This is a genomic window from Roseovarius sp. ZX-A-9, from assembly GCF_028369135.1.
Taxonomy (GTDB): Bacteria; Pseudomonadota; Alphaproteobacteria; order Rhodobacterales; family Rhodobacteraceae; genus Roseovarius.
The window spans coordinates 113,307-138,318 of sequence record NZ_JAPWHW010000002.1; the positions used below are offsets into that span (position 1 = coordinate 113,307).

Genomic DNA, 25,012 nt, shown 5'->3' on the forward strand with positions numbered 1-25,012 from the left:
GTCAGCTCGCTTTCGGCTCAACGAACATCCGGCCGCGCATCTCCATGTGAAGCGCGTGGCAGAACCACTGGCAGTAGTACCAGAAGACACCCGGCTGTGCCGCCACGAAAGTGACCGACGACGTTGCCTGTGGTCCGACCTCCATCGCGACCCCGTGATTGCCCATGGTAAAGCCGTGGGTCAGGTCGTCGATGTCATCGAGGTTTGTCACATATACAGTCACCTCGTCATCCTGCCGGACAGTGAACGACTCCAACGAGAAGTTCGGAGCATTGCTGGACATGTAGACCCGCACCTTGTTGCCGTCCCGGATGACCGAGTCCTGATAGTCGTCCAGGTCGATGCCGTCGGCCTCGGCCTGAATGCGCGCGTCTGCCCACATCGGATCGTTGCGATCCCAGACCGAAACCGGGTTCACCTTGCTGGGATCGACCAGGATCGAATCGTGCGGCTCGGCAAAGGTCGGGCCGTCGTGGATCAGCGTCATCTTGTCGCCGTCGATGGCAAACAGCTGCTCGTTCTCGGGCTTGAGCGGCCCCACATTGAGGAACCGGTCCTTGGAGAACTTGTTCATCGTGAGGTAGTACTTGCCGCTTGCCTCCAGCGTTTCGCCCATCACGGTCGAGTTGTGGCCGGGCTGGTAATGCACGTCCTGCTTGGTGATGATCGGATCGACATCCTCGCCATTGTAAAGCTGGATCGCCTTTTCGATGTTCCACTTCACCACCTGACTGTCCAGGAACAGCGTGGTGAACGCGTTGCCCTGTCCGTCAAAGCATGTGTGTAGCGGACCGAGACCCAGTTCCGGCTCGGCCACGACAACACTGCGCGGCTCGGCCTCGTCGGCGAACACCGCGTCCAGTTTGCGCACGTCGATCACCGATACGGTGGGCGACAACTTGCCCGCAATGCAAAGGTGGATCTTGTCGGGGGCCATGTTGCAGCCGTGCGGGTTGTTCGGGATCGGGATGTAACGGGTGTATTTCTTGTTCTGGCCCTTGCGCCCGTCGAGCACCTTGACGCCGTTCAACTCGATGTAATCACCGGCCGCGATTCCAGCCTCGATCTCATTGATGTTGAAGACAACGACATGGTCCATGTCGGCCTCGGTCATGTCGGCCAGGGTCATGCCCATTTCCGAATTGTACGAGGTCGAGAAGGCGTATTTGCCCTCATAATCGCAATCGGTGTTGTCGAGGTTGCCCGTCACCATCACCTGCCACGCGACGGTCATCTCGTCGGCATTCACGGCGGTGTAGAAGTTTACGTACTTCTCCGGCTCGTCCAGGATCTTGCCATCATTGATCATCGGCACTTCGTCTTCGCCGTTGCAGAAGACATAGTTGGTGCGCGGCCATTTTTGCGGGCGCAATCCGTGGATCGCCTTGGCGTTGGGGATCTCGATGATCTTGTCGCATTTCATCACGTCGCAACGCACACGCGCAACGCGGGTGTTGGCCTTGTCGTTCATGAACAGGTAGCGACCATCATACGTGCCTTCGGTGAAGGACATATGCGGGTGGTGCAAATCGCCGTTGGGCGGGAATTCGTGGCCATTGGCTGCCAGATATGCCTTGGTCTTGGGCAGCAGGCCCTCGGTCAGAATCTTCTTGGATTCGTTGGTGATGCCCCAGCCGGTGGCCGAGCAAGTGTTGAACACCGGAATGCGCATCAGCTCACGCATCGAGGGAACGCCCAGGATACGCACTTCGCCGCACTGGCCCGAAGACCAGAAACCATAGTATTCATCCAGTTGGCCCGGGCCGACTTCGGCACCGGCCGCAGCGCGGGCGCTGCTGGCAGTCGCCACTGCCGCCCCACCGATGGCTCCCCCGGCCAGCATGGCCCGGCCGCCAAGCGCCCCGGCAAGTGCCGCACCTCCGGCAGTTGCCCCTAACAGGCCACGCCGCGTAATTGGTAGCTTCTTGTCTCCAGACATGGTTCGTCCTTTCAGTTGGTGATTTGTCTATTTGGTTTGGTTCGGGTGCCCCAATCCCACGCGCGAGAGATCCGGCGCCGCGCCGACTTTCTCGCGACGCTTGATCTTCTTGATCACGACGGGACAGGTTGTTTTCGACTGGTACAACACCTGGCAATGCAGGCAGTTGATGCATTCGTTGGGGTTGATTTCACCCGTGGGATGGATCGCCTGCACCGGGCACTGGTGGGCACAGGTCTGACACGGATTGCCGCATTCATGGTAGCGTTTGAGCCAATCGAACATCCGCAGACGCGCCGGAATGGCAAGGGCAGCACCAAGCGGACACAGGTAGCGACAGAAGAACCGCTCGACGAACAGGCCCGCGATCAGCAAGGCTCCGACATAAGCCACGAACGGCCAGGCCCGCACGAAATTCAGGATGATCGCCGTCTTGAACGGCTCCACCTCGGCCAACCGCTCGGCTTGTTCGATACTGGTCAGTGAGACGCCGAACAGCCCAAGGAAAATCATGTATTTCAGCGGCCACAGACGCTCGTGAAGCCCCCAAGGCAAAGTCCATTGCGGGATGCGCAACGCCCTTGCAACCTGGTTGAGGAGTTCCTGCAATGCGCCGAATGGGCAGAGCCAGCCGCAATAGGCACCACGCCCCCAGAACAGCAGCGCAGCCGCCACCGCAAACCACAGGATGAACGTCAGCGGGTCGAGCAGGAAAGCCTGCCAGCTAAAGCCGGAAACAACCGAACCGAATAGAGCCAACAGGTTGACCACGGACAATTGCGCATTGGCAAACCAGCCCAAGTAGCACAGCGTGACGGTAAGAAACCCAATGCGGAACCAGTAGAAAGCCCGTTCATTGCGTGTTGCCAGGCTCTGAAAGAAGAAGGCGCCGGTCAGGATCGTCAGCATGACGGCCAGCACGGCGATCTCGATCTTCTTGCCGGCCCAGATCCGTTTCCACAGGGCCTGATGCGCGTCGGCTTCGGACTGCGATGTCAGTTCGTCGACACTTGGGGGAACACTCGCAGCGGGCGGCGGCGCAACGGTGCGGATGTATTTCGGCGGCAGTTGGTAGCCCAGATCGAATGTCGTGAACACCTTTTCGATTGCCGCCACATCGCGGTGCACCAGTAGCTGAATGCGAAATGGCTTGGTCGGATCAAAGCCACTATCTGCCGGAATCTTGAACAGGTCCGCTTCGTTGAAAACCGGCGCGCCTGCGGCAGCGATCGTGTTGATCCGCTTGTGCATTCGGTCGCGGAACCGAACCGACACGTCATGCTGGATAAGAACGATCCGGTCAAAGATGCCGCCGCGCACATAGCCGGACCCCTTGAAGGAATAGAGCCCCCGCCCCATGATCGCGACAGCATGCTCGCCCTCGTCCAGCCAGTCATCAAGGTTTTCCGCGACAGCCTCTCCGAGCAGGGCCCGCGCAATCGCGGGATGCGACACCAATGCGGCCTGCATCTCGATAAAGGTGGTCTCGGGCGCTTCTTTCAGCGCGCGTTTGGCCGCGCGCGGATCTTCCATTGCCGCGAAGGCGGCATTGACCTGCCCGACATCCAGCGACAGACGGCGCAGCGTGCCATCGCCTTCCAGTGTCATCCAGTCGCTGGCGGCTTCCGCATCGGGGTTGATTTCAAATTGTGGGCCGGTTCCGGTTTCCTCGACCGCCAAGCCGCCCAGCCCAAGCTGGCGGGCAACCTTCAGGCCCGCACGGACAATGGAATCGTCAATCACCATGACCGTGACGGTCGCGCCCGAGATGATATCAAGCTGGTGCGCCGACCCGCCCGCTTCGGCCTCTGCAACGAGGTCCAGACCACGGTAATTGGCCACAAGGGCCTTCATCTTCTTGTCGGGGATACCGATCAGGACGATCGGCTCGGAATGCTTGACCAGTTGAACACCGATCACCTGAGCCTCATCGTCGATGGCGACCATCGTATGGATCGGCTTGCCCGAATACCCGGTGGTCGAGACGAAATCCGAGGTGACAAATGCCCAGCCGAGCCGTTCACCTCCCTTGAGGATCTGTACGGCAGGTATGTCCGAATGGGACGCTCCAAAGGCGTCGGCGCCCTCGACCAGTTCACCGGGCTTGACGTCCGGCAGCAGCTTGGCCAGCACCGTCTCGGCCGCAACGGGGAGCCCGGGCAGCAACATCGCTGCGACAAGCGTCATGATTTTCAGGAGGAAATGAAGGTTCTTCATGCGTCGGCGTCCTTGGGGAAAGGTCGCCCGTCGCTACGCTTTTCGTGGCCAGTCAAAGCCCGACCATGCCCGGCCAGGTCAAATGAACCTGGCACAAAGTGATGCATGATCGGCGGGCCGCGCGGCGCCGGGAGGATGTTACGGGTATTGAAGACAGGGTGATGGAAGGTTGGGCGGCCGGGCGCCACCTCAATCATGGCAAGCAGTGCAACAGTATCACAACCCACGTTCAGATGGGCCGGGACCGTGCTGCAGCACATCAGACATTCAGCGCAGTCATGGGCCGGCTCGACCGGGTTTCCATCGGCCCCGATCAGCACGGGTTTTGAAACGCCGTCGGCGCAAAGCTCCATAGAGAAAACGTCACCGTCACTGCCCGTTTTGCTCATGCCTGTGGGGCCGTACAAAGCAAGGCTCGCAACCAGGAAAAGGCTGAACAGAGAGGCAATCAGGTTCTTCATGTCAGCACAGGTATCCGTCGTTCGATCAGGGGACTTTGATCTAGCTCAAAGAGGTACCCAAAATGCCAATTTTCTGACATGATGAGACTGCCAAATCGAAAGCACCGCCGACCAGACCGTCAATCATTGATTGGAGTTCAGTGTTTTTCCTTGAAAATCAATTTCTTGCCCTCCATTCCGAGGTGAATACTGAAATCGAAAACAATGACCACCCGGGCCAAGTATCCCCTGAGCATACGCTGCGAGGGGCTTCGAATCAACTTGTCGTTGCAATAGCGGCCTGTTGAGGCAAGAGGCGGAAACGGCGACGCGCGACATCTGGGGCGGGCTGGTCGCGGCGGTCGCCCCGTATGGAGTGGCGGAGTACAGGCGCGTGTCCCCTCCAGCGTATCGTCGATGACGCTTGGTTCATCGGTGACAGGCTGGATATCCAGAACCTCGGCCATGGCGAGGGCCGCTGCGGCGTAAATGGCGGCGGCGGCGAAGGCGCGGATCATGCGCGAAGCCAAAGCACTGGTTTGCCCCGCTCTGGCTTCGAGCAGGTCAGCCTCTACCTATAGATGACCTTTGCCCCCAAGTATGATCCAGCCACCTTCGCAACACAGCCTTACGACCATGGCGTGACGAGGTATTTCTCACCAGTCTTCATCGCACGATAATCGGTGACCGCCTCCTTGGTCAGCATTTCGTCGAGATTGACGCGCGTCTTGTAAGTGCTGGCGAAGGTCGTCGTGAGATTGTCGAGCACGCGCTTGCGCATACGGGCGACGGTTTCGGTCCCCGCCGATTGGAGGAAGGGAAACAGCAGCCACCCCGAAAGCGTCCAGCCAAAGCCGTAGCTCGGCGACAATATCGTCGGACCGGTGTCCAGACGCCCGTAGATGAACATGCGCTTTGGCTGGTTCGAGCCATAGCGCGAGTATTCTGTCATCCTGCTCACCGCGACCTGCTCCATCGCCTTGAAGGCATTGTCCACCGATTGGCCGCCCCCAATCGGATCGAAGCCGTAGAATGCGCCGGTGTCCTGAATCGCGGCTTGCAGCTGGCGCATGAAGTCGTCATCCGAAGAATTGACGACATGCGTGGCCCCTAGCTTTGCGAGCAAGTCGACCTGACTGTCCTTGCGGACAATATTCACCAGGCCAATGCCGTCTTCCTTGCAAATGCGGGTCAGCATCTGGCCCAGGTTGGATGCCCCGACCGTGTGCAGTATCGCGTCCTGCCCGTCCATCTTGGCATTCTCGGTGAACCCCAGGGCGGTCATGGGATTGACGAAGGCGCTCGCGCCATCCTCTGCTGAATGATCGCCAAGCGGCAGGCACATGCCAGCATCGGCGATACAATACTGACTGTAGGCATTGCCCGGAACGCAAGCGACCCGTTGCCCGACCAGCGCCTCGGCCGTGTCACTGTCGCCGGCAGCAACAACCGTGCCGGCACCTTCGTTCCCGGCAGGCAACTTGAGTCCATGGCGCGCTTTCGAGCCCGCGTTGAACGGCTCGGGCACGGTGGCTACGAATTTGCCCTGCGAGTAGCTGGCATTTTCCGTATCAGCCGCACCAACCAGAATGGCGAGGTCCGACGGATTGATCGGCGCCGCTTCCATTTTCACGAGTACCTGATTGCCAGTCGGATCTGGAAACGTGACGTCCTCGATCGCGACTGTCAAAGTTCCGTTCGCGTCCAATGTCGTGAACAGTTGCTTGCCGGTGGTTGCCATGGCGGAATCTCCAGATTTCAGTTTCGAGATGTAAGGTTGGTGCCGGCAGGATAGGACGAGCGATATCCTGCACGAATTGCTCTCGCGGTATCAGATAGCGCTGGCGCTGCACAAGACGAATGAAGTTGAGCGGAATTGATGCTAGGCTGAAACACTAGGTCATTTTGACCTATAGAGGTCACTCAAATGACGAGAGGGAGCTATCAACAATTCTGCCCGGTTGCGATGGCATCCGAAGTTCTCTGCACGAGATGGACCATGGTGCTTATCCGTGAGCTTTTGGCAGGTTCATCGCGGTTCGGAGACCTTCGACGAGGCGTTCCCCGGATGTCGCCCACACTTCTGTCTCAACGCCTGAAGGAGCTTGAAGCCGCGGGGATTGTCGAGCGCACGCCTGTAACCGATGAGGTGGGCATTTACGAATATCTGCTGACTGCCGCCGGGCGAGACCTCAAACACATTATCGAATCTTTTGGTATCTGGGGGCAGAAATGGGTTGAGACCCAAGCCACTCTGGAAAACCTCGATCCTGCGCTTTTGATGTGGGATATGCGGCGCAATATCAATCCCGCGCCGCTGCCATCACAACGGACTGTCGTGCAGTTCTGCTATCCGGAACTCCCCACCAATCGTCGCGAATGGTGGCTGATCATTGATCCCAAGGCAAAGGTCGAAGTCGATCTGTGTGCGACGGATCCGGGATTTGAGGTCGACCTCTGGGTCACGACGGACCTCAAAACCATGACCGCCATCTGGATGGGGTTATCTTCGATGAGCGAGCTTCAATCGAAACTCCTTGTTGATGGAGACCCCGCATTGGCCCGATCCATGGCGCAATGGTTGGGCCTCAGTCACTTCGCAGCTCAGAAGAAGATTGTCGGCTAGCCGTCAAGCCCTGGGGGGAGTCCAGTTTCAGGACTATCGGTGCTTTCTTTTTTCCTTTCACTGTTTCTCAGCCCCCCTAGTGCAATGGAGTAAGCTATGACCGATACCCTTTACGCGCGCCTCGGAGGCGCGGACACAATCGCCAGAATCGCATCCGATCTCGTCGACAACCACGTGGCTAATCCGCTGATTGGCAAGCGTTTCGCGGGCAGCGATCCGGTCGCCATGAAAAAAAAGGCGGCGGATTTCTTCGCGATGGGCTCGGGCGGCCCAAACAATTATGACGGGTTGGACATGCTCAGCGCCCACAAACACATGAACATTTCCGACAACGAATATATGGCGGCCGTCGATGATCTGATGAAGGCCCTGACGAATGCTGACGTGGGCGATCATGAGAAAGCTGAAGTGCTCTACATATTTCACACCCTTCGCCCCAACGTCGTGGGTGTCTGAACGTCCCCGTCGCATAGTCTATCAGGCATCATCGCCCGAGCCGCCCCTGGATACCGTCTACCAGATCGAGCCCGCTGCTTCGGGACGATTTGTTCGCTGAACGACTGCTTCGCGCCCGCTCCCTACTTCTGCAATCTCGCGCTCTCCCGCTCCATGTCGGCCGTCAATGCCGGTCGGTTGGCACAGCGTTTTATCCAGGCCTGAATGGACGGCTGTCGCGGCGTGGCGTCTGGAAGCCATTGGAAGGGGCTGGAAAGCAGCAGATCAACCGCTGAATAGTCCTCTCCAAGAAGGTAAGGCTGGTCCTCCAGCGCATTGGCAAGGCACGAAACAACGGCATCCAGATCGCGGAAGGTCGCATGGAGCGCGGGATGTTCGATCTTGGCCCAGTCGAGAACCAGCACGGGTTCCATCACGCCCTGATAATAGAACAACCAGCTCAGGAATTTCCCACGCTGCGGGTGTCCGACGGGCCGACCGAGCCCGGCCTCGGGGAACATATCCGTCAGGTAGGCGACGATTGCGCCGCGCTCGCGCACATGGTCGTCGCCGTTGGTCAGATAGGGCACCTTCTTTTCAGGGTGCGGATTGCGTTCATCCGGACCTCCACTGCCATCCTGTCGCATAACCGTGACGTCGACCACGTCGATCCGGTCGGTGATGCCCATTTCCTCGATCAGGAGGAGAATCGAAGTCGAGCGGGAGTTCGGGGCATGAAAAAGTGTCAGCATCGTAGGCATCCTGCAATTGTGTGATGCCTTGGCTGTGATGCCATCATCGCCCAGGGCTTTGAGGCCGGCGGTCACCGGGGCATGTTCCTGACCGAACGCATTGGCAGTCAGATCGGGACCATGGCCCTGGTGCCGCAGATTGCCGACGCGGTTGATGTGCCGGTCATCGCCGCTGGCGGCATCGGCGACGCCCGCGGCATCGTCGCAGCCTTCGCGCTGGGGGCAAGCGCCGTGCAGATCGGAACGGCGTACCTGTTCACCGACGAGGCCACCATAAACCCTGTCTATCGGCAATCCCTGGAGGACGCCGCAAACAGCGAAACGGTTGTAAGCAATGTGATTTCCGGCAGGCCAAGCCGGGTACTTGCCAATCGAATGGTTTACGATCTTGGTCCGATGTCAGAGGCCCCGCCGACCTCTCCCAAGGGTTTCGCCGCATCAGGCCCAATACGATCCGCTGCCGAGAAAATCGGGAGAAGAGATTTCAGCGCTCACTACTGCGGTCAATCAGCCCCACTTGGGCGCCGGACGACAGCTTTCAAGCTGACCCACGATTTGGCTGCCGATGCGCTGCGGCATTTCAATCCGCAACGCGCTTCGCCATCATGAGCTCTGTTTCTGAATGGGTCTGAGGCACCGGGAACTCTATAAATGGTCCGAGCGGCGATCAATGCGCTGCGGGTGATGCCTTGCCGCTCGGGGATTTCATCAATAGCGCTGCAAAGGCGAGGCTGGCAAACAAGCCAGCGATCAAGACGAACACGTCGATAAATGACATCACCGTTGCCTGTGCCAATATGCGCCCTGCCATCTGCTGCAACGCCCCTGTCGGACCATCGAGGCCTCGCGCGGCCAGATTGGCGGCCATCAGATCCAACTGACGCAATGCTTCATAATTTGACCAATTCACCGCCTCGGAAAGGCGTGCCTTGTGCAGATAGCTACGATCTGAAAGCACGGTGTTGATGACGGCCAAACCAACCGCACCGCCAAGGTTACGCATCAGGTTATACAGCCCCGACGCTCCCTTCATCTTGTCCGCAGGCAATGTCCCAAGCGCGAGATTGTTGATCGGCACCATGCACAACATCAGGGAGGCACCGCGCAGGATCTGGGGCAAAAGAAGTTCCTGGAAATCCCATTCGGCCGTCATACCCGTCAGCATCCATGTCGAAAGAGCGAAGCCCATGAAACCGGCCAGTATCATGGCACGCAAATCAACCCTGGACGACAGCATGCCGACCAATGGGGCGCTAAGGAACATGGCAAGGCCGGAGACAAAAACCGTGTGTCCGATCATCAGGCTGTCATAACCGCGGATCGATGCAAGATAGAGAGGGTAGAGATACGTCAGCCCATAAAGGCCGATCCCCATCGTGAAACTGAACATTGATCCGACGGCAAAATTCATGTCCCGAAAAGCCGAGAAATCGACCAATGGTTCGTCCCGCGTGAAGGCGCGCCAAAACGTGACGATGCCGCCGACGACCATGACGACAGTCATGAGCAAAACCATATGGTCATCGAACCAGTCGTTGCCCGGACCTTCCTCAAGCACGAATTCCATCGCCCCCAGGAAAGCGGCGAGCGCGCCCAGCCCCCACCAATCAAAGCTGTCGAACAGCTTCCACTTGGGGCGGTCAAAGTCTATCAGCATCCACGCCCCGATTGCGACACCAATGCCCGGAATGACATTCACGAGAAAGAGCCAATGCCAGGACATGGCGTGGCTCAGATACCCGCCAACGGTAGGTCCGACCGTTGGCGCGAGCGTTGCGATCAACCCAATCATGGGCGACACCACATTGCGCTTGGATGGCGGGAAAATCGTGAAGGCTGCCGCGAAAACCGACGGGATCATGCCACCGCCCAGAAACCCCTGAAAGGCGCGCCAGATGATCATCTCGGTGATTGAGGTTGAGGTGGCGCACATGAAACTTGCCGCCGTGAAGCCCGCCGCCGAGATCGTGAACAGGATGCGCGTCGACATCATCCGTGCCAAAAAACCCGAGAGCGGGATCATGATGACTTCGGCGATCAAATACGAGGTTTGAACCCAACTGATTTCATCTGCGCTTGCCCCCAACCCAGCCTGGATATCCGGAAGCGATGCGGAAACGATCTGGATGTCCAGAATGGCCATGAACATCCCGAAAACCATGATGAAAAAGGCAAAGACGCGCCGAGGTGTCAGCTCGGTTTCGGCGTCCTGGGTTTGGGTCGACATTGAAGTCACTCAGCCTGAGCAATGGCGTGGAGCGGTGCGCCTGTCCGGCTGTCAACTTCGACCACCGCAGATAACCCCGCGCGCAAGTGGCCACTTTCCAGTGCTTCGTTGGGAAGGGCGATCCGTACAGGAACCCGTTGCACGATCTTGGTGAAATTTCCGGTCGCGTTATCGGCGGGCAGCAACGAAAAAACCGATCCTGTCGCAGGGGATACCGAGGCCACCTTGCCTTCGAAAGTCTCGTCAGGGATGGCATCAAAGGTGATGTGAACATCCGCCCCAAGAGCGATATCATACATCTGCGTTTCCTTGAAATTCGCCTCGATATAGAGCGAACTCAGCGGGACAAGCGCGGCAAGGCGGACTCCGGGCGTCACCAAATCGCCAACCTCAACTGCCATATTCCCGATTGTCCCGTCTGCCGGGGCGCGCAAGACGGTCAGGTCCAGGTCCCGCTGTGCCTGTTTTACGGCCAGCTCCAACTCGCGTTTGGTCCCCTCGGCTTCGGCCTTCTGGGCCTGCAAGACACCCACCTGCGCCTTGGCATTCAGGACCGCCGCAGCTGCACTCGCCAACGAAGCGGTGGCCGTTTCAAGACGTTCTGTCGCGTCATCAAGCGATGCTTGTGAAGTCACGTTGCTTTCCAGTAATTTCTGCGCCCGATCATGGTCTCGCTGAGCCGCCCGCACCTCCGCTTCTGAAAAGGATTGCATCGCTTTCGCCTGCTCGACGCTGGCTTCGGCCGCTTTGATCTGTGCCCCGATACGGGCGATCGTCTGGTCGGCGATTTCTACGCGCTGGATGGCGCTCTCAAGCGCGATGCGGAAATCTCCATCATCCAGCCGCACGAGAATGTCACCCGCATGTACGCTGTCATTCTGTTTGACAGGCAGCTCCACGACATAGCCCTGCACCCTGCTACTGATCAGTGTGGTATCTGCCGTCACGTAGGCGTCATCGGTTTCGATCATGAAGCGGCCCGTCGTCCAATAGTCATGGCCAAAGTTTGCAAGCCCCGCTGTGATGGCAACGGCAACTGCGATGCCCACGATCCGCTTGCCGCGGGGCTTCTTTGCCTTTTCCGGCACGTCGCTGGCTGGCGGCGCAACGTCAATCTTGGCAGGCTTCTCAATCGTACGATCGTAACGGGACATCTGGCTTCCCCTGCTTTCCTAGGCGCGCGGACTTGATAAAACGCGGATCGTACCGCTTGGTTCGATTTCGATGTAAATAGGGATTTCTCCAAATACAAGCCTTTATCAAACCGAACGGTTCGATTAACTTGTGATCATGGAAACTGAAGCAACGAAACCACGCCGCCACGCCGCAGGTCACGATCCGGCCAAACGCGAAACGATCCTCAATGGAGCGGCTCGCGTTTTCATGGACAGTGGATTTGATGCAGCAAGCGTCAACGACATTTGCCGCGTTGCGGGTGTTTCAAAAAGTACGATGTATGTTTATTTCGGTAGCAAGGAAGACCTGTTCGAAGCCCTGTTGGATCGAGAAAGAGATCGCGTATTCAAGGATTTGGAAGAAAGCCTGTCCAGTGATCGCCCCCTGCAGGACAAGCTCTATGATTTCTCTTTTGCGCTGGCAAAATTGCTTTGTTCTCCCGAGGTGATCCGATCACAGCGCACCGTGATCGCTATGGCCGAGCGCATGCCCGAACTCTGCAATCGGTTCTACGATAACGGTCCATTGCGAATGCGGCGCTTTATCGAGAGGGTTCTGGAGGACGAAGCGGCTAAGGGCACGCTCGAAATTCCAGATATCACACTCGCTGCGCATCAACTTATCGAGCTCTCGACAGCAGGCTTGTGGCGCCAGTGCCTTTTCGGCAGAATCACGTCTCCGCCACCTGAAGAGAGGCTTTTGACGACCTCTCGAAGTGCAGTTGACGCCTTTCTTTCAATGTATCGTAAGCGTTAACCCCAGCCGGGCTTTGCTGCACCAATCACCTGCGGGATTCACGTCATAAATCCCGCAGGCTGGCCGGGCGTTTTGAACAGTTGAGCCTAAGCGAAGTACAAGGCTCCCCGGTTCAGCGGTTTTCCCCAGACACCGCCCCTGCTCTAGGTTGGGCGCATCAAAGCGTCTCGGCTATCACACATAGCAGTTCCAACATGATCGACGCCCCAAGGAACGCCGTGTTGCCTGATGGATCGAACGGAGGAGAGACTTCGACGAGATCAGCTCCAACAATGCGAACACCCGCAAGATGGCGGACGACTTCGAGCGCCTGATAGCTGTTCGGCCCCCCAATCTCTGGCGTTCCGGTGCCCGGCGCGAAGGCCGGATCGACAAAATCAATGTCGTAAGAGATGTAGGTATCCCCCTCGCCCGCTATCTCGCGCGCTTCAGTCATCACATCCGCAACGCCGCGCGCGTGGAACTCTTCGATCGGTATGACGCGGATGCCAACGCTATCGGCAAAATCGCGATCCTCGTTATCATAGGTAGAGCCGCGTATGCCGATCATGCAGACCCTCTTGGGATCAAGAAGCCCCTCCTCCACGGCGCGGCGGAATGGCGTGCCGTGGGTGTATTTGGTCCCGCCAAAATAGCTCTCGAACAGATCGGTATGGCTGTCGAAGTGGATCATGCCGACAGGCGACTTTTCCGCGACAGCCCGCAGGATCGGCAGGGTAGACAAATGATCGCCCCCCGCTGTCAACGGCAGAACGTTCGCTGCAATCACCTTGCGATAAAAGGTGGTGATCCGTTCCATGCTGTCCATGAGGTCAGCAGGATTGGGCGGCACGTCCCCAAGATCGGCGCAATTGGCGGCCTCGAAGGGGCGCACCCCGGTTGCCCCGTTCTGCGCCCGGATCATCGTGGACAGATCGCGCAACTGGCGCGGACCATGGCGCGGGCCAGGCCGGTTGGTGGTGCCGCTGTCCCACGGCACGCCGATCAGGCCAATCTGCACGTCGCGCAGACGCGGGTCGTCCAGTGGCACATGCGGAAGGCGCATGAATGTGGGAATGCCGGCAAAACGCGGCAGTTCAAAACCGGAGACAGGTTGAAAAAACGGGTCGCTCATCTCATTCCATTCTCGTTCTGGGGCTTTGCATCAATCAGGCGACAAAGTCAGTGGGTATCATTGCTGCCCTGCTCACGCATGAGACCCATGATTGTTTTCTCCAGCGCAGCATAGCCATCAAGGTCTAGCACCTCTTCTTTGCTGACATACCGGCGGCCTTTCTTGAACTCCGGGGTGATGATCTTGTGCACCCTGCCCGGATGGCTGGACATGAAGACAATCTTGTCCCCCAAATAAATCGCCTCTTCGATGTCGTGGGTCACCATGACGGTGGTAGTTTTTGCAGCCTCGGTGATACCGACCAGAAGCTCCTGCATATGCCAGCGGGTCTCTGCGTCAAGCGCGCCGAACGGCTCATCCATCAGCAATAGCGCGGGGTCGTTTGCCAGCGTCCTCGCAATCGCCACACGCTGCTTCATCCCACCCGATAGCTGCGAGGGATAGGCGTCCTCGAAACCACCCAGATTGACGAGGTCGATGTATTTTTGCGCCCGCGCCTTCCGTTCTTCGCGCGGCACACCGTTGATACGCATCCCGTATTCGACATTGCCCCGCACGCTCAGCCAATCAAACGACGTGTAGGCTTGGAAGACCATGCCGCGCTCCCGGTCCGGCTCGGAGATCACTCTGCCATCCAGCCGCAACGTGCCAGTGGAGGGCGTCTCCAGCCCCGCGATCATCCGCAGCACCGTCGATTTGCCACAGCCCGACGGGCCGAGGAGGATGCAGATCTCGTTTTCCTCAACGGTAAAGGTCGCATCCTCGATCGCGAGAATGTCGCGCCCGCCCTGCATCGGAAACCGTTTGGAAACGCCATCGATGACCAGCTTGGTGGCAGCGGTGGTTCGTGCTGTTTTCAACTCTGTAGTGACGTCGCCCAATTCAGTGTCCCCGCTTCTGGATGTAAGGGAAGAGCCAGTGATGCAGCTTGCGAAACAGGACGTCGAAACCCAGCCCCAAGACCCCGATTACAAAAATGCCCGCCATGATCTCGTCGGTGTGCAGAAACCGCCGGGCCCGCATCATCATCGCGCCGATGCCGGTGGTGGAGGCGACGATTTCCGCGATCACCAGGTAGGTCCAGGTCATCGCCAACATCTGGCGCATCGCGGTAAGCACATTTGGCATCACGGCCGGAAAGATGATCGTCCGCACGATGGTCCAGCGCCCTCCGCCGAGCGTCAGACCCGTTTCCACCAGTTCAGAACGCACCTGCCGGGTGTGATCCATGATCAGCGTTATCAGGAAAAACACCACTCCGATAAACAGCAGGGCCAGCTTTGGCGCCTCGCCAGTGCCGAACCACATCAGAAGGATGGGGATGAACGAGGGCGCGGGCAGATAGCGCCATGCCGAAACGAACGGGTTTACCACGGCGTCGATCGCCGGAAATGATCCCATCAGAATGCCCAGCGGAATAGCCACGGCGCAGGCGATGCCAAAGCTCAGAAACACGCGCCCAACGCTGATCAGGATGTCCGATAACAGATCCCTGTTCGCCAGCATGTCCACAAGGGTGACGGCGACTTGCGAAGGCGCCGGGACCAGCAGGTCGTTCACCAGACCCGCCAGCGACACGCCCTCCCAGATCGCAAAGAAAACCGTCCAGATCAGGATCCCCGACAGGATGGACTGGGTCTGCGAGACCGGCTTGCGCAGCTCCAGCCAGCGCTTGCGTGTGAGAGGTTCATGAATGTCAGACATCAAGGCTTCCTGTCATGTTACGCGTGACCGATGGCCGGACCCCGGCCATCGGTCAAAGTGTTGCGATTACTCGTTTGCGCCGAAGGACTGGCGATAGCCGCTCTCCACCAGATCGGCCATCAGCGAGCAGTCAACACCGGACGCCGGATCGACCATCTCGGTCATCAAGCCCAGGCTCACCCACAACTCGTTGATCGTGCTGACCACGCCCGTGATCGACCCGTTGCCAATCTCGAACGGCGGCTCGCCCTCAAGCACGCCACAGACCTGCGCAGCCTCGTCGAAATCATACATGTAGATGCCGTCATCCAGATACTTGCCGTTGGTCCCGATCACCGATTCAACGTCGGCAAGTGGCCACTTGAGGAAATCGGCCATGATCTCGTTGCCTTCCGCAACATTGTCATGCCACCAGCCCAAAGCGTCAAACCGCGCCTTGAGAATGTCGCGCGCAACATCACGGCGCTCGGATATGAACTTGCCGTTCATGTAGATCACGTCGGTGAAAATCCCGGTCCTCAATGCTTCCGGATAGGCCGTGTCAAAGCCCGAGGTAGAGCCGGGCAGGTTTTCCATCACCTTGGTAACCCAGGGTTCATAAAGGTAGGCCCCCGCCAGTTCGCCCGACATCATCGGGCCCACGGCCTCGTCCGCCAGAAGGTTGACCCACTCGACACTGTCCAGGGGCACTCCCTTGGTTTCAAGAAAGACGCCCATCAAAAGCTGGCCGATATAAGCCTGTGGCGCGCCGATGCTCTTACCGGCAATATTCTCTGCCGTGACACCCGGCGCCAGGATGATCTTGTCCACACCGTAGGACGGATTGGCCAGCCCCACGTTGACAACACCGGTGCCGCGTTCGATTGCCAATGGCGTGTAGTCGCCAGTGCATTCGTAAACATCAATCTGGCCGGCAGCGAGCGCGGCATGCCCACCCAGCGGGTCGTCAAAGATGACCGTGTTGATATTGTAGCCCTCTGCCAGCCCCTTGCGCTGCGCAAGCTCAAGCATGGCATAGCCCGGCCAGGACACGCAGATCCCGACATTGACCCGTTCATCCGCCATTGCAGCGGTCGAAAACGTCATGACTGCCGCAGTCGCAGCCGCCGATATCACCATTTCTCGAATCATCTCACTCCCCCTCCTGATTGCGAAATTTTTATTGACTAAGAAAGTTTAGTCACTAAAACTTCTTTCTGTCTAGAGGTTTTTTCCGGGTATGTTTCGTCGCCCCGCCCTTGTATGGACCTTGGCAATTTCGACAATTCAGCAAGGAGCGTCGTGCGCGTGGGACTTAGAAGACAACAAAAGCTCGAGCGTTCGAAACGGATACTGGAAGTCGCACGCACCCGGTTTCAGACAGAGGGTTACGAGTCAGTCACCATTGAAAGCATCGCGGCAGAGGCCGGGTTATCCGCCGTCACGATCTATAATTACTACGGCACCAAGGCCAATCTGCTGCTTGAGCTGGTCAAGGAAAGCGACGAACGGCTTCTGGCCCAGTTGCGCGCCCTCACCGACGATCTGCCCGATGACATCGTCGATGCGGTCGCCCAATTCGGCAAGATCATGCGCCATCATGCCATGACATATCTCACCAAAAGCACATGGCGCGAAGTTCTTGCGGCCAGCATTCTGCAAGGGGCCGGACAGTTCGGCACCACCTATCGGGCGCTTGACCGCGCGCTGGTCGTAGTGATGGCCAAGCTGGTTCTGTCCTATCAGCGGCGCGGAACGCTCAGCCGCAGTATCGATGCGCGAGCGTTCGCAGACACCCTTTTCGAGATGCAGAACATTCGGTTTTTCCTCTTCATCTCGGACCATACGCAGGAAGAGGAAGAGGCCGACAAACGGTTCCGCCGCGACCTCGGCCTCATCTTTGCCGACAAGGCGCCCCAGAAAAATTTGCGAGGGAAATCATGACAACACACGGATACGACAAGGGTCGGCTCGACCTGCCATTCGTCGGCATTTCGACATTTGGCAAGAACCAGTATGTGCAGGACTGGGACAGCATCGACGCCGACTTTGCAATACTCGGCGCGCCCTTCGATTTCGGCACCCAATGGCGAGCCGGTGCGCGGTTTGGCCCGCGCGGCATCCGCGAAGCCAGCACTCTGTTTTCCTTCGGGCATGGCGGCGCCTACGATCATGAAGACGACGTGACCTACCTGCCGGCAGACAAGGTGCGCATAGTCGACATCGGAGATGCGGACATCGTCCACACAGACACCGAGCAAAGCCACGCAAATATCGAATTTGGTGTGCGCAAGATCCTGGCCGCCGGGGCCGTTCCGATCACGCTGGGTGGGGATCATTCCATCAACATTCCCTGCATCAACGCCTTTTCTGATCAGGGTCCGATCCACGTCGTACAGATCGACGCGCATCTTGATTTCGTCGACGTGCGCCACGGGGTACGCTTTGGCCACGGCAATCCGATGCGCCGCGCAGCGGAAAAGGACTATGTAACCGGCCTGTCGCAGATCGGCATCCGCAACGTCTCCTCCACCGCCAAGGACGGCTATGATGACGCCCGCGCGATGGGGTCCGACATCATGTCCGTACGCCAGTTTCGCGCGCAGGGCGTGCAAAAGGTTCTGGAGCGTATTCCCGCGGGCGTGCGCTATTACGTCACCTTGGATATCGACGGTTTCGACCCGTCCATCGCCCCCGGCACCGGTACGCCCAGCCACGGTGGTTTCCTTTACTACGAAGTGCTGGAACTGCTGGATGGTCTGACCAAGCGCGGCGACATCGTCGGCATGGATCTGGTCGAAGTGGCACCGGATTACGACCACACCGGCACCACCGCGATCTTGGCGGCGCAAATCCTGATGAACACGATTGGGCGGATCATGCACAATCGATCCAAGACAGAGGCGAAATAGGAAATGGGTCAGGTTAGCTACGATTTCTCGGGCAAATCGGTGCTGGTGACAGGCGCAAGTCGGGGCATCGGTTATGGCGTCGCCAAAGGGTTTGCCCGCGCGGGTGCGAACCTCACCATCCTTGCCGATGATGAGGGCGTGACAGCTGCTGCCGAAGCTCTGTCCTCCGAAACAGGAACCACCGTAAAGGCGCTCCACTGCGACATCACTGATGTCGCGCAGATCAAGGCAGCGTTGAGAGAGATCACCTCAATCGACGTCCTTATCAACAACGCGGGCCTTGAACGCATCACCCCGTTGGCTGACCCTGATGACGCGGTCGAAGACACCTTCCGCCGTATCATCGACATCAACGTCATGGGTACCTTCCTGATGACGCGCCACGCGCTGCGAAAGATGGGCAAAGGTGGACGGATCATTCTGACCTCCTCCATCTGGGGGCGCACGGCGGTTGCCGAGTTTTCAGCCTATTGCGCATCCAAACACGCCAATATCGGTTTCATGCGCTCTATCGCGCATGAGCTGGCGCCGATGGGCATCAACGTGAACGCGGTCTGCCCCGGTTGGGTCAAAACGGAGGCGGCGATGTTGTCACTCGAGCGCATGGCCGAAAGCACGGGCCGCCCCGAGGCAGAGCTGTTGGAGGAAATCATCGGCGGGCAAGTGCTGGACGGGCTGCTTGAACCCGAAGACATGGCAGCGATCTACCTCTTCCTTGCATCGGATGGTGCGCGCGACATCACCGGTCAAGCCTATCATCTGGATCGCGGCGAGGTCATGGCATGAGCGATTTGGCAGGAACGAACGTCATCATCACCGGCGCGGGCCGGGGCATCGGCGCCGCCTGTGCCAAGGCCTTTGCACAGGCCGGCGCGCAGGTTCTTTGCGCCGACCTGAACGATCCGGTCGAGACAGTTGCCGGCATCACCGATGCAGGTGGCATCGCGCAAGGCATGGTTTGCGATGTGTCCGACGAATCCTCTGTGCTCGCCCTTTTCCGCAAGGCCGAAACCCTTGGCCCGCTTCATGCAACGGTCAACTGTGCCGGGATCATCCACGAACGCCCGCTTTTGGAAACGCCGGTTGAGGAATTCGACCGCGTCATCGCGGTCAACCTGCGCGGCTCGTTCCTGATCGGACGCGAAGCCATCCGCGCGATGCACGGGCAGCCCAGTCAAAGTGGTCAGCCGGCGCGGCTCATCATGATCGCTTCGGATCTGTCCTATTACGGGCGCGAGACGTTTTCGCCCTATGTGGCGTCCAAGCACGGCGTCCTTGGCCTCGTGCGCTCCTGGGCCAAGGAATTCGCGCCGGATATTCTGATCAACGCCCTCTGCCCCGGCCCGATCGACACTGCGATGCTGGCCGCCGCGAACATGACGCCGGAATGGCGCGAAAAAGAGCTCGCGATTCCCATGGGCCGCTTTGGTCAGCCCGAGGAGATCGCTCAAATGGCCCTCTTTCTTGCAGGGCCGAACGCAGCTTACATCACCGGTCAGGGCATCGGTGTAAACGGTGGGAGTATCATGCCATGATTGCCAATCCAGTTCCCTGGCCAAACGGGGCCAAATGCGCCGCCTGTGTCACCTTCGACATGGACGCCGACAGTTTGGTGCATATCAACCATCCCAAAGACAGTCACCGCAAGGCGGCGACGACGTCCATGCTGCAATACGGCCCCGAGGTGGCGATTCCGCGCATCGTCGAGACTTACCGTCGGCTGGGCATCAAGCAGTCATTCTTTATCCCGGCGTGGTGCGTTGAACGTTACCCGCAGGCCGTCGAGACGATCCTGAAGGGCGGCAACGAGATCGGGCATCACGGGTACATCCACGAACACCCGAATGAGTTGGAGCCGGACGAAGAAGAGCATTGGCTGGACGTCGGCATCGACATCCTGAAACGCGCAACCGGCAAAGCCCCACGCGGCTGGCGCGCACCGCTTTACAACATGTCGGATGCGTCCTGCGCCTTGCTCGCCGAACGCGGTTTTTCCTATGACGCGTCGCTGATGGGCGACGACCAGCCCTATATGCTGGACACGCCCAAGGGAACCTTGGTGGAACTGCCAACACATTGGGGCCTCGATGACTGGCCGCAATTCGTGCAGTCCGAGGATCTGGGATACATGGGCAATATCATGTCCCCCGCTATGGGGTTCGAGCCCTATATTCAGGAATTCAACGCAATCCGCGATTACGGTGGTCTCTGGGTGGCGGTCGTGCATCCGTTTGCCACCGGACGGCTTGCACGCTGGAACGTCGTCGCCAGCTTTCTGGAGCAGGCTGTCGACAAGGGCGATGTATGGTTCGCCCCGATGGAGGAAATCGCGGCGCATGTGCGCAAGGTTACCGAGAGCGGTGAATACGTGCCGCGCCGGGTCGACATGCCCGCCTACACGGCTCCAGTCTATGACGACGCAATTCGGAAATATGCCCCGTAGGGCCTTCGGCTGCGTTTTTTCAACCAGCTTGAGATGCCAGAGGGTGCCGGTTTCGCTGATCGCATCGCGTTGAAGAACACATAAAATGGGCTGATACCGGCCCTTCAGACGGGTGCGAACCGGGCTCAACCAGGTTAATATCCCAGCTCTTTCCCAAGCTGCGGATTTAGTCCATGCGCAAGGTCGTTATCGCAACCGCTTTTCTGGCATTGGTCAATGCCGCGACGCCCCCCATGACGCAAGAGGGGGCGGCGTTTGCGATTCCGCCGGAGGCGTTTGAGGAGGACATTCATGACCGCACAGACCGTCTGACCAGCATCGTGCAGGCACGCATGGCGGCGGATGGGGTCGCTGGCGCAGTTGTCGTGCTGATCGAGAACGGCGCGCCGGTCTGGTCCCGCGCCTTCGGGATGGCTGATCCAGCGGTGGGCCGCCCGATGACCACTGACGCCCTCTTCCGGGGCGAATCCATCTCGAAACCCGTCACCGCCTGGGGTGCAATGCGGCTGGCCGAAACCGGGCAACTGGAACTGGACGCGCCAATAACCCGTTGCCTGACACGCTGGCAGCCGCCCGATGCCGCGTCCGGAATCACGCCGCGCATGTTGCTCAACCACAGCGCAGGCATCGGCCTTGGCGATTTCACCGCGCGTTTCCCACCCGAAGCGCCCAGCCCCGCGCTTCCCGACCACATTGCGCAGGACTTCACCCTGATCGCCCCGCCGGGCGGCGGTTTTTCCTATTCCGATGCCGGGTACAACCTGCTCGAACTCGTGATCGAGGAGTGCACGGGCGAGGATTTCAGCGCCCTGATGGCGCGCGAAGTTCTGAAGCCCCTCGGCATGGCGCAGGCCAGTTTCGACTGGAGCGTAGCCCTCATGCCCGTGGGCCATGACCTGCGCGGGCAGCCCGTTGCGCCTTATGTCTATCCCGGTCGCGCCTCTGGCGGGCTTGTCGCAACTGCCGAGGACATCACGCGCTTTGCCATGGCCGGATTGGCGGGCGCGGAGCAGACGGTGCTGTCGCCTGAAGCGGTGGCCAACCTGCACCGCCCCGAAGTCGCGGTGGGCGGGCTGTTCGGCTTTGCCGCGCAAGGCTACGGGCTCGGCCATTTCACCGAAACGCTCTCGGACGGGCGTGCGGCGGTCTGGCATGGTGGGCAAGGCTATGGCTGGATGAGCCACATGCACCTTGTGCCCGAAACGGGCGACGGCATCGTGATTCTGTCGAACAGCCAGCGGGCTTGGCCACTTTTCGCCGCCATCCTGCGGGACTGGTCGGGCAGCCTCGGCGTGGCACCTGTCGGCATGGCGCGGGTGCTCTGGGCCGAACGGGCCGCGCGCGGCGCCATCGCCCTTGGCTTCAGCGTGGCGGCGCTCGGGCTATGGGGCGCGTATCGCGGTGGGCGGCGGTCCACTCTCGTCCGGAGCGCTGCGGGCGCAGTGGCCGCGGTGCTGATCCTCTGGCCGCTCTGGGCGGCGGCACAAAACTACCTGTTCCTCTTCTCGATCCTGCCGGGCCTCTGGCCTTGGTTGGGGGCGGCCTTGGCTCTGACGGGCCTCGGCCTGCTCGCGATCGCCCTGACACCGGAGCGCCAGAAATGAGCCTCCTGCGCCTTGCCGCGCTGGTCCTGTTCGCCGCCATCGCGGGCGGGCTAGCGTGGAAAACCCTGCCCGCCCGCACCCCTCCCATCACCGGTGCCGACCCGATTACCGAACTGATCCCGGCACATATCGGCGGCATGACGCAATGGCTGCTGATCCGGGGCGCGGACCGGCGCGCGCCGATCCTTCTGTGGTTGCATGGCGGGCCGGGCGCGGCGCAGATGCCGATCCACCGCGTCACCTCGGAACTGGAGCGCGATTTCGTCGTGGTACATTGGGACCAGCCCGGCGCGGGCAAATCCAACCCGCCCGATTTCGACCCCGCGACCATGACACTCGAACGCTTCCTTTCCGACGCGCGCGAGGTCACGGCACTGCTGCGAAAGCGTCTTGGCGACCAGCCCATCATCCTGCTCGGCCATTCCTGGGGCACGATGCTGGGCGCGCGACTGGCGGCGCGCTGGCCGGAGGACTATGCCGCCTATATCGGCGTGGGCCAGCAGGTGAGCACGAAGCGCGGTGTGGCGCTGGCGCTCGACTGGCTGGGCAGGGTCGCACCGGACTCCGAACTTGCCGGCATGAAGCCGGAAGCCTTCCGCGATCACGCCCTCTATGTGCGGCTGATGCAGGCGGTCGAGGCCGAGGGCGGCAGCATGAATGTCTCGCTCGCTTCCATGCTGCCACGCGCGCTCGCCGCACCGGAATACCGCCTGCCCGACTACCTGCGCTGGCTCAAGGGCGCGAACCGCGGCAGCGGGCCGATGTGGGATGAATATCAGGCCCGCGACCTGATGGCCGAGGTGCCACGAATGCCCGTGCCCATGCTCCTCATCACCGGGGAGGCAGACATGAACACGCCCGTCGCCCTTGTGCGGGACTGGCTGGAACATGTTGAGGCACCACAGGGCAAGCGACTGGAGATATTCGACGCCTCCGGCCACGCGCCCTTTCTGACCGAAACGGCGCGCTTTGTCGAAACGGTGCGCAGCTTCGGGGCCGAGGTTGCCGAGGAGCGCAGGGAATGACCCTGCCCTGGCTCACGATTTTCGGCGCAGTGCTAACCGTGATCGCGGCGATGACGAGCGCGGGCATGATCCTGGCCCCGAGGCATTGGCAGAGGCTCGAACACTACGCCTATGGTGGCGCGCGGCGTCCCTGGCAGGTCTGGGCGCTGGCCGGGCTTCTGCTGGCGTTCTGGGCGCTTGGCCTTGCCGATTTCGCCCAACGCCCCGCGCAGGGCCGCAACTGGGCGGGGTGGACCTTCGCCGCAGTCATCCCCGCACTCTGGGCCATCAAGGCCGTGGCGCTGGTGTTCAACCCCACCGGGCGCGCGGCCGTCACGGGCCTCTCCGATCCGCGCCAATGGCGCCGCGTCGGCCTCGCTCGCATGCCCATCGCACTAGCGCTCGCGATTCTAACTTGGTTGGCCTGACCCGCCCTGCCCGCTCAACCTGTCGCCGCGCACAAGGAACCGCCCGTCGATACGCAGCGCCAGCGGCTCGCTCGCCAGCGGCGGCGCGCCCTCGGGCGCGGGGCGTTGGGCATGGATGTGCAGATGCGGCTCGGTCGAGGCGCCGGAATTGCCGACCTCGCCCAGCCGGTCGCCCGCCTTCACTACCTCTCCGGGCGCGACGCTCACGCTGCCCTGGCGCATATGGGCCAGCACGATCTCGGCATCGCCACAGCGCAGGATCACATGGTTGCCCAGCCGGTTGACCTGATCGTTTTCAGGCACCTTGAAATCCGGCATGTCGCCCTCGGCCGCCACGACGGTGCCATCGCAGGGCGCGCGCAGCTCGGCTCCGAATATCGCATAGGCCACCGGATCGGCAGGATGCAGCCCCCGCGCGCGCAGCCCCCACGGGCCCAGCCCGAAGAAATCCACCGCATAGGACTGCCCCCGCCAGGGCCGGAACCGCTCAACCGATGGATCAAGCGTCTTGAGATGCCCATTGACCAGCCGGTTCGAACCGCCATGCCCGACAAGGTATCGCCCCGGCCCAAACGGATTGGCGATATCCACGATGTCGACCGGCGGCGGGCGTTGCCCTGCGACGGCCTTGGCCCCATACCAGATGCCAAGACCCAGCAGGGCGACGGACAGGCTCAGCCCGAGCCATCCCGGCAGTGTTTCTGGGAAAAGCGATGCCCCCGCATAGCCTCTGCGCAAAAGCCAGACCAGAACCGCCAACAGCCAAAGCCCGCCATGGCACCACGGCATCCACCACCCCGGCCCGCCCCATTGCGCGACTCGCGCCAGGGCAAAAAGAAACGCGCCAGCGCCTGCTGCCTGCAACACGAAGCCGAAAAGGCTGCTGGCTGGGAGGAAACCCAACCAAGCGATCAAAATCAGCGGAAGCGCGACCTGTACGGCAAAGATCATCAATATCATGGGCTTATCCCCGGAAAGCTGATCCGGGTAGCCGCGGTCAGTTGCATCGCCCGCGCCTCTGGAACCAGTAGGGCAGCGGTCTCCGTAACGCTCAAGCCCTGCGGCGTGCGCAGGAACAGGGTCTGGCCTACCATTGCCTCCAACGTATCGATGTGGCGGCCAATCGTAGGCTGGGGCAGGTCAAGTGCCCGCGCGGCGGCGGACAGGCTGCCAGTGCCTGCCACCGCGAGAAAGCTGCGCCACAGCGCCCAATCGATCCTGCTACTCATACGTTTTTGTATAGCCAATATCCGAAG

The 25,012-nt window shown here is 60.1% G+C and carries 26 protein-coding genes; 12 read left to right on the forward strand and 14 right to left on the reverse strand.

Going from position 1 to position 25,012, the window contains the following annotated elements:
- Nucleotide 1: 1 nt before the first annotated feature.
- From nosZ to O3306_RS02965, 5 genes are all read right to left on the reverse strand, one after another.
- Nucleotides 2–1,939, reverse strand: a complete 1,938-nt coding sequence (gene nosZ, locus O3306_RS02945; RefSeq protein WP_272003094.1) for a TAT-dependent nitrous-oxide reductase — start codon at nucleotides 1,937–1,939, stop codon at nucleotides 2–4.
- 27 nt (nucleotides 1,940–1,966) lie between these two features.
- Entirely contained in the window at nucleotides 1,967–4,156 is a 2,190-nt protein-coding gene (locus O3306_RS02950) for a NosR/NirI family protein (RefSeq protein WP_272003097.1), read from the reverse strand.
- Complete coding sequence (locus tag O3306_RS02955; protein WP_272003099.1) at nucleotides 4,153–4,617, reverse strand: hypothetical protein; 465 nt, start codon at nucleotides 4,615–4,617, stop codon at nucleotides 4,153–4,155. The genes O3306_RS02950 and O3306_RS02955 overlap by 4 nt, the downstream gene beginning before the upstream one ends.
- Nucleotides 4,618–4,754: 137 nt before the next feature.
- On the reverse strand, nucleotides 4,755–5,114 hold the full coding sequence (locus tag O3306_RS02960; RefSeq protein WP_272003102.1) for a hypothetical protein: 360 nt from the start codon (nucleotides 5,112–5,114) through the stop codon (nucleotides 4,755–4,757).
- Nucleotides 5,115–5,224: 110 nt separating this feature from the next.
- On the reverse strand, nucleotides 5,225–6,337 hold the full coding sequence (locus O3306_RS02965) for a zinc-binding dehydrogenase (protein ID WP_272003105.1): 1,113 nt from the start codon (nucleotides 6,335–6,337) through the stop codon (nucleotides 5,225–5,227).
- A gap of 225 nt (nucleotides 6,338–6,562) precedes the next feature.
- Here O3306_RS02965 and O3306_RS02970 point away from each other — a divergent pair, with 225 nt between their 5' ends.
- Both O3306_RS02970 and O3306_RS02975 read left to right on the forward strand, forming a co-directional pair.
- On the forward strand, nucleotides 6,563–7,222 hold the full coding sequence (locus O3306_RS02970) for a winged helix-turn-helix transcriptional regulator (protein WP_272003108.1): 660 nt from the start codon (nucleotides 6,563–6,565) through the stop codon (nucleotides 7,220–7,222).
- Between the two features lie 96 nt (nucleotides 7,223–7,318).
- On the forward strand, nucleotides 7,319–7,678 hold the full coding sequence (locus O3306_RS02975) for a group I truncated hemoglobin (protein ID WP_272003111.1): 360 nt from the start codon (nucleotides 7,319–7,321) through the stop codon (nucleotides 7,676–7,678).
- A 122-nt stretch (nucleotides 7,679–7,800) separates the two neighbouring features.
- Here O3306_RS02975 and O3306_RS02980 read toward each other — a convergent pair whose 3' ends face one another.
- Nucleotides 7,801–8,484: a glutathione S-transferase family protein gene (locus tag O3306_RS02980; RefSeq protein WP_334312338.1), complete on the reverse strand. Its 684-nt coding sequence runs from the start codon at nucleotides 8,482–8,484 to the stop codon at nucleotides 7,801–7,803.
- Between the two features lie 6 nt (nucleotides 8,485–8,490).
- Between O3306_RS02980 and O3306_RS02985 the strand changes: the two genes are divergently transcribed.
- Nucleotides 8,491–9,018, forward strand: a complete 528-nt coding sequence (locus O3306_RS02985; protein WP_272003114.1) for an NAD(P)H-dependent flavin oxidoreductase — start codon at nucleotides 8,491–8,493, stop codon at nucleotides 9,016–9,018.
- A gap of 58 nt (nucleotides 9,019–9,076) precedes the next feature.
- On the opposite strand, the gene O3306_RS02990 is transcribed toward O3306_RS02985, so the two are convergent.
- Nucleotides 9,077–10,636, reverse strand: coding sequence for a DHA2 family efflux MFS transporter permease subunit (locus O3306_RS02990; protein ID WP_272003116.1), 1,560 nt, complete (start codon nucleotides 10,634–10,636; stop codon nucleotides 9,077–9,079).
- Nucleotides 10,637–10,641: 5 nt separating this feature from the next.
- Nucleotides 10,642–11,790 (reverse strand): HlyD family secretion protein, encoded by a 1,149-nt coding sequence (locus O3306_RS02995; RefSeq protein ID WP_272003120.1) that lies wholly within the window; start codon nucleotides 11,788–11,790, stop codon nucleotides 10,642–10,644.
- 136 nt (nucleotides 11,791–11,926) lie between these two features.
- On the opposite strand from O3306_RS02995, the gene O3306_RS03000 reads away from it, so the two are divergent.
- Entirely contained in the window at nucleotides 11,927–12,568 is a 642-nt protein-coding gene (locus O3306_RS03000; protein WP_272003124.1) for a TetR/AcrR family transcriptional regulator, read from the forward strand.
- Between the two features lie 157 nt (nucleotides 12,569–12,725).
- Here O3306_RS03000 and speB (O3306_RS03005) read toward each other — a convergent pair whose 3' ends face one another.
- The 4 genes from speB (O3306_RS03005) to O3306_RS03020 form a co-directional block, all read right to left on the reverse strand.
- Complete coding sequence (gene speB, locus O3306_RS03005; RefSeq protein WP_272003128.1) at nucleotides 12,726–13,682, reverse strand: agmatinase; 957 nt, start codon at nucleotides 13,680–13,682, stop codon at nucleotides 12,726–12,728.
- Between the two features lie 47 nt (nucleotides 13,683–13,729).
- Nucleotides 13,730–14,542 carry an ABC transporter ATP-binding protein gene (locus O3306_RS03010; RefSeq protein ID WP_272003130.1) on the reverse strand — a complete coding sequence of 271 codons (813 nt, stop codon included), beginning with the start codon at nucleotides 14,540–14,542 and terminating at the stop codon, nucleotides 13,730–13,732.
- 22 nt (nucleotides 14,543–14,564) lie between these two features.
- Nucleotides 14,565–15,386, reverse strand: coding sequence for an ABC transporter permease (locus O3306_RS03015; protein ID WP_272003132.1), 822 nt, complete (start codon nucleotides 15,384–15,386; stop codon nucleotides 14,565–14,567).
- A 66-nt stretch (nucleotides 15,387–15,452) separates the two neighbouring features.
- Nucleotides 15,453–16,517 (reverse strand): ABC transporter substrate-binding protein, encoded by a 1,065-nt coding sequence (locus O3306_RS03020; RefSeq protein WP_272003135.1) that lies wholly within the window; start codon nucleotides 16,515–16,517, stop codon nucleotides 15,453–15,455.
- Nucleotides 16,518–16,673: 156 nt separating this feature from the next.
- Here O3306_RS03020 and O3306_RS03025 point away from each other — a divergent pair, with 156 nt between their 5' ends.
- The 8 genes from O3306_RS03025 to O3306_RS03060 all read left to right on the forward strand — a co-directional run bounded on the left by O3306_RS03025 (nucleotide 16,674) and on the right by O3306_RS03060 (nucleotide 23,756).
- Entirely contained in the window at nucleotides 16,674–17,309 is a 636-nt protein-coding gene (locus O3306_RS03025) for a TetR/AcrR family transcriptional regulator (protein ID WP_272003138.1), read from the forward strand.
- Nucleotides 17,306–18,277: an agmatinase gene (gene speB / locus O3306_RS03030; RefSeq protein WP_272003141.1), complete on the forward strand. Its 972-nt coding sequence runs from the start codon at nucleotides 17,306–17,308 to the stop codon at nucleotides 18,275–18,277. Before O3306_RS03025 ends, speB (O3306_RS03030) begins: the two co-directional genes overlap by 4 nt.
- A gap of 3 nt (nucleotides 18,278–18,280) precedes the next feature.
- The gene (locus O3306_RS03035; protein WP_272003144.1) at nucleotides 18,281–19,063 is read left to right on the forward strand and encodes an SDR family NAD(P)-dependent oxidoreductase; all 783 of its coding nucleotides are present in this window, start codon (nucleotides 18,281–18,283) and stop codon (nucleotides 19,061–19,063) included.
- Nucleotides 19,060–19,812, forward strand: a complete 753-nt coding sequence (locus tag O3306_RS03040) for an SDR family NAD(P)-dependent oxidoreductase (RefSeq protein WP_272003147.1) — start codon at nucleotides 19,060–19,062, stop codon at nucleotides 19,810–19,812. Before O3306_RS03035 ends, O3306_RS03040 begins: the two co-directional genes overlap by 4 nt.
- Nucleotides 19,809–20,720, forward strand: coding sequence for a polysaccharide deacetylase family protein (locus O3306_RS03045; RefSeq protein ID WP_272003150.1), 912 nt, complete (start codon nucleotides 19,809–19,811; stop codon nucleotides 20,718–20,720). Before O3306_RS03040 ends, O3306_RS03045 begins: the two co-directional genes overlap by 4 nt.
- 173 nt (nucleotides 20,721–20,893) lie before the next feature.
- Nucleotides 20,894–22,324 carry a serine hydrolase domain-containing protein gene (locus tag O3306_RS03050; RefSeq protein WP_272003153.1) on the forward strand — a complete coding sequence of 477 codons (1,431 nt, stop codon included), beginning with the start codon at nucleotides 20,894–20,896 and terminating at the stop codon, nucleotides 22,322–22,324.
- Complete coding sequence (locus O3306_RS03055; RefSeq protein ID WP_272003156.1) at nucleotides 22,321–23,349, forward strand: alpha/beta fold hydrolase; 1,029 nt, start codon at nucleotides 22,321–22,323, stop codon at nucleotides 23,347–23,349. The genes O3306_RS03050 and O3306_RS03055 overlap by 4 nt, the downstream gene beginning before the upstream one ends.
- A complete protein-coding gene (locus O3306_RS03060) occupies nucleotides 23,346–23,756 on the forward strand; it encodes a hypothetical protein (protein WP_272003158.1) in 411 nt (136 codons plus the stop codon). Before O3306_RS03055 ends, O3306_RS03060 begins: the two co-directional genes overlap by 4 nt.
- On the opposite strand, the gene O3306_RS03065 is transcribed toward O3306_RS03060, so the two are convergent.
- On the reverse strand, nucleotides 23,739–24,716 hold the full coding sequence (locus O3306_RS03065; protein WP_272003161.1) for a M23 family metallopeptidase: 978 nt from the start codon (nucleotides 24,714–24,716) through the stop codon (nucleotides 23,739–23,741). The genes O3306_RS03060 and O3306_RS03065 overlap by 18 nt on opposite strands.
- Nucleotides 24,713–24,985 carry a helix-turn-helix domain-containing protein gene (locus O3306_RS03070; protein WP_272003164.1) on the reverse strand — a complete coding sequence of 91 codons (273 nt, stop codon included), beginning with the start codon at nucleotides 24,983–24,985 and terminating at the stop codon, nucleotides 24,713–24,715. Before O3306_RS03070 ends, O3306_RS03065 begins: the two co-directional genes overlap by 4 nt.
- Nucleotides 24,986–25,012: the final 27 nt, after the last annotated feature.

Excerpts from the sequence above, each read along its gene's own strand:
- nosZ (WP_272003094.1), bottom strand. The coding sequence starts at position 1,939 with ATGTCTGGAGACAAGAAGCTACCAATTACGCGGCGTGGCCTGTTAGGG.
- O3306_RS02950 (WP_272003097.1), bottom strand. The coding sequence starts at position 4,156 with ATGAAGAACCTTCATTTCCTCCTGAAAATCATGACGCTTGTCGCAGCG.
- O3306_RS02955 (WP_272003099.1), bottom strand. The coding sequence starts at position 4,617 with ATGAAGAACCTGATTGCCTCTCTGTTCAGCCTTTTCCTGGTTGCGAGC.
- O3306_RS02960 (WP_272003102.1), bottom strand. The coding sequence starts at position 5,114 with ATGATCCGCGCCTTCGCCGCCGCCGCCATTTACGCCGCAGCGGCCCTC.
- O3306_RS02965 (WP_272003105.1), bottom strand. The coding sequence starts at position 6,337 with ATGGCAACCACCGGCAAGCAACTGTTCACGACATTGGACGCGAACGGA.
- O3306_RS02970 (WP_272003108.1), top strand. The coding sequence starts at position 6,563 with ATGGCATCCGAAGTTCTCTGCACGAGATGGACCATGGTGCTTATCCGT.
- O3306_RS02975 (WP_272003111.1), top strand. The coding sequence starts at position 7,319 with ATGACCGATACCCTTTACGCGCGCCTCGGAGGCGCGGACACAATCGCC.
- O3306_RS02985 (WP_272003114.1), top strand. The coding sequence starts at position 8,491 with ATGTTCCTGACCGAACGCATTGGCAGTCAGATCGGGACCATGGCCCTG.
- O3306_RS02990 (WP_272003116.1), bottom strand. The coding sequence starts at position 10,636 with ATGTCGACCCAAACCCAGGACGCCGAAACCGAGCTGACACCTCGGCGC.
- O3306_RS02995 (WP_272003120.1), bottom strand. The coding sequence starts at position 11,790 with ATGTCCCGTTACGATCGTACGATTGAGAAGCCTGCCAAGATTGACGTT.
- O3306_RS03000 (WP_272003124.1), top strand. The coding sequence starts at position 11,927 with ATGGAAACTGAAGCAACGAAACCACGCCGCCACGCCGCAGGTCACGAT.
- speB (WP_272003128.1), bottom strand. The coding sequence starts at position 13,682 with ATGAGCGACCCGTTTTTTCAACCTGTCTCCGGTTTTGAACTGCCGCGT.
- O3306_RS03015 (WP_272003132.1), bottom strand. The coding sequence starts at position 15,386 with ATGTCTGACATTCATGAACCTCTCACACGCAAGCGCTGGCTGGAGCTG.
- O3306_RS03020 (WP_272003135.1), bottom strand. The coding sequence starts at position 16,517 with ATGATTCGAGAAATGGTGATATCGGCGGCTGCGACTGCGGCAGTCATG.
- speB (WP_272003141.1), top strand. The coding sequence starts at position 17,306 with ATGACAACACACGGATACGACAAGGGTCGGCTCGACCTGCCATTCGTC.
- O3306_RS03035 (WP_272003144.1), top strand. The coding sequence starts at position 18,281 with ATGGGTCAGGTTAGCTACGATTTCTCGGGCAAATCGGTGCTGGTGACA.
- O3306_RS03040 (WP_272003147.1), top strand. The coding sequence starts at position 19,060 with ATGAGCGATTTGGCAGGAACGAACGTCATCATCACCGGCGCGGGCCGG.
- O3306_RS03045 (WP_272003150.1), top strand. The coding sequence starts at position 19,809 with ATGATTGCCAATCCAGTTCCCTGGCCAAACGGGGCCAAATGCGCCGCC.
- O3306_RS03050 (WP_272003153.1), top strand. The coding sequence starts at position 20,894 with ATGCGCAAGGTCGTTATCGCAACCGCTTTTCTGGCATTGGTCAATGCC.
- O3306_RS03055 (WP_272003156.1), top strand. The coding sequence starts at position 22,321 with ATGAGCCTCCTGCGCCTTGCCGCGCTGGTCCTGTTCGCCGCCATCGCG.
- O3306_RS03060 (WP_272003158.1), top strand. The coding sequence starts at position 23,346 with ATGACCCTGCCCTGGCTCACGATTTTCGGCGCAGTGCTAACCGTGATC.
- O3306_RS03065 (WP_272003161.1), bottom strand. The coding sequence starts at position 24,716 with ATGATATTGATGATCTTTGCCGTACAGGTCGCGCTTCCGCTGATTTTG.
- O3306_RS03070 (WP_272003164.1), bottom strand. The coding sequence starts at position 24,985 with ATGAGTAGCAGGATCGATTGGGCGCTGTGGCGCAGCTTTCTCGCGGTG.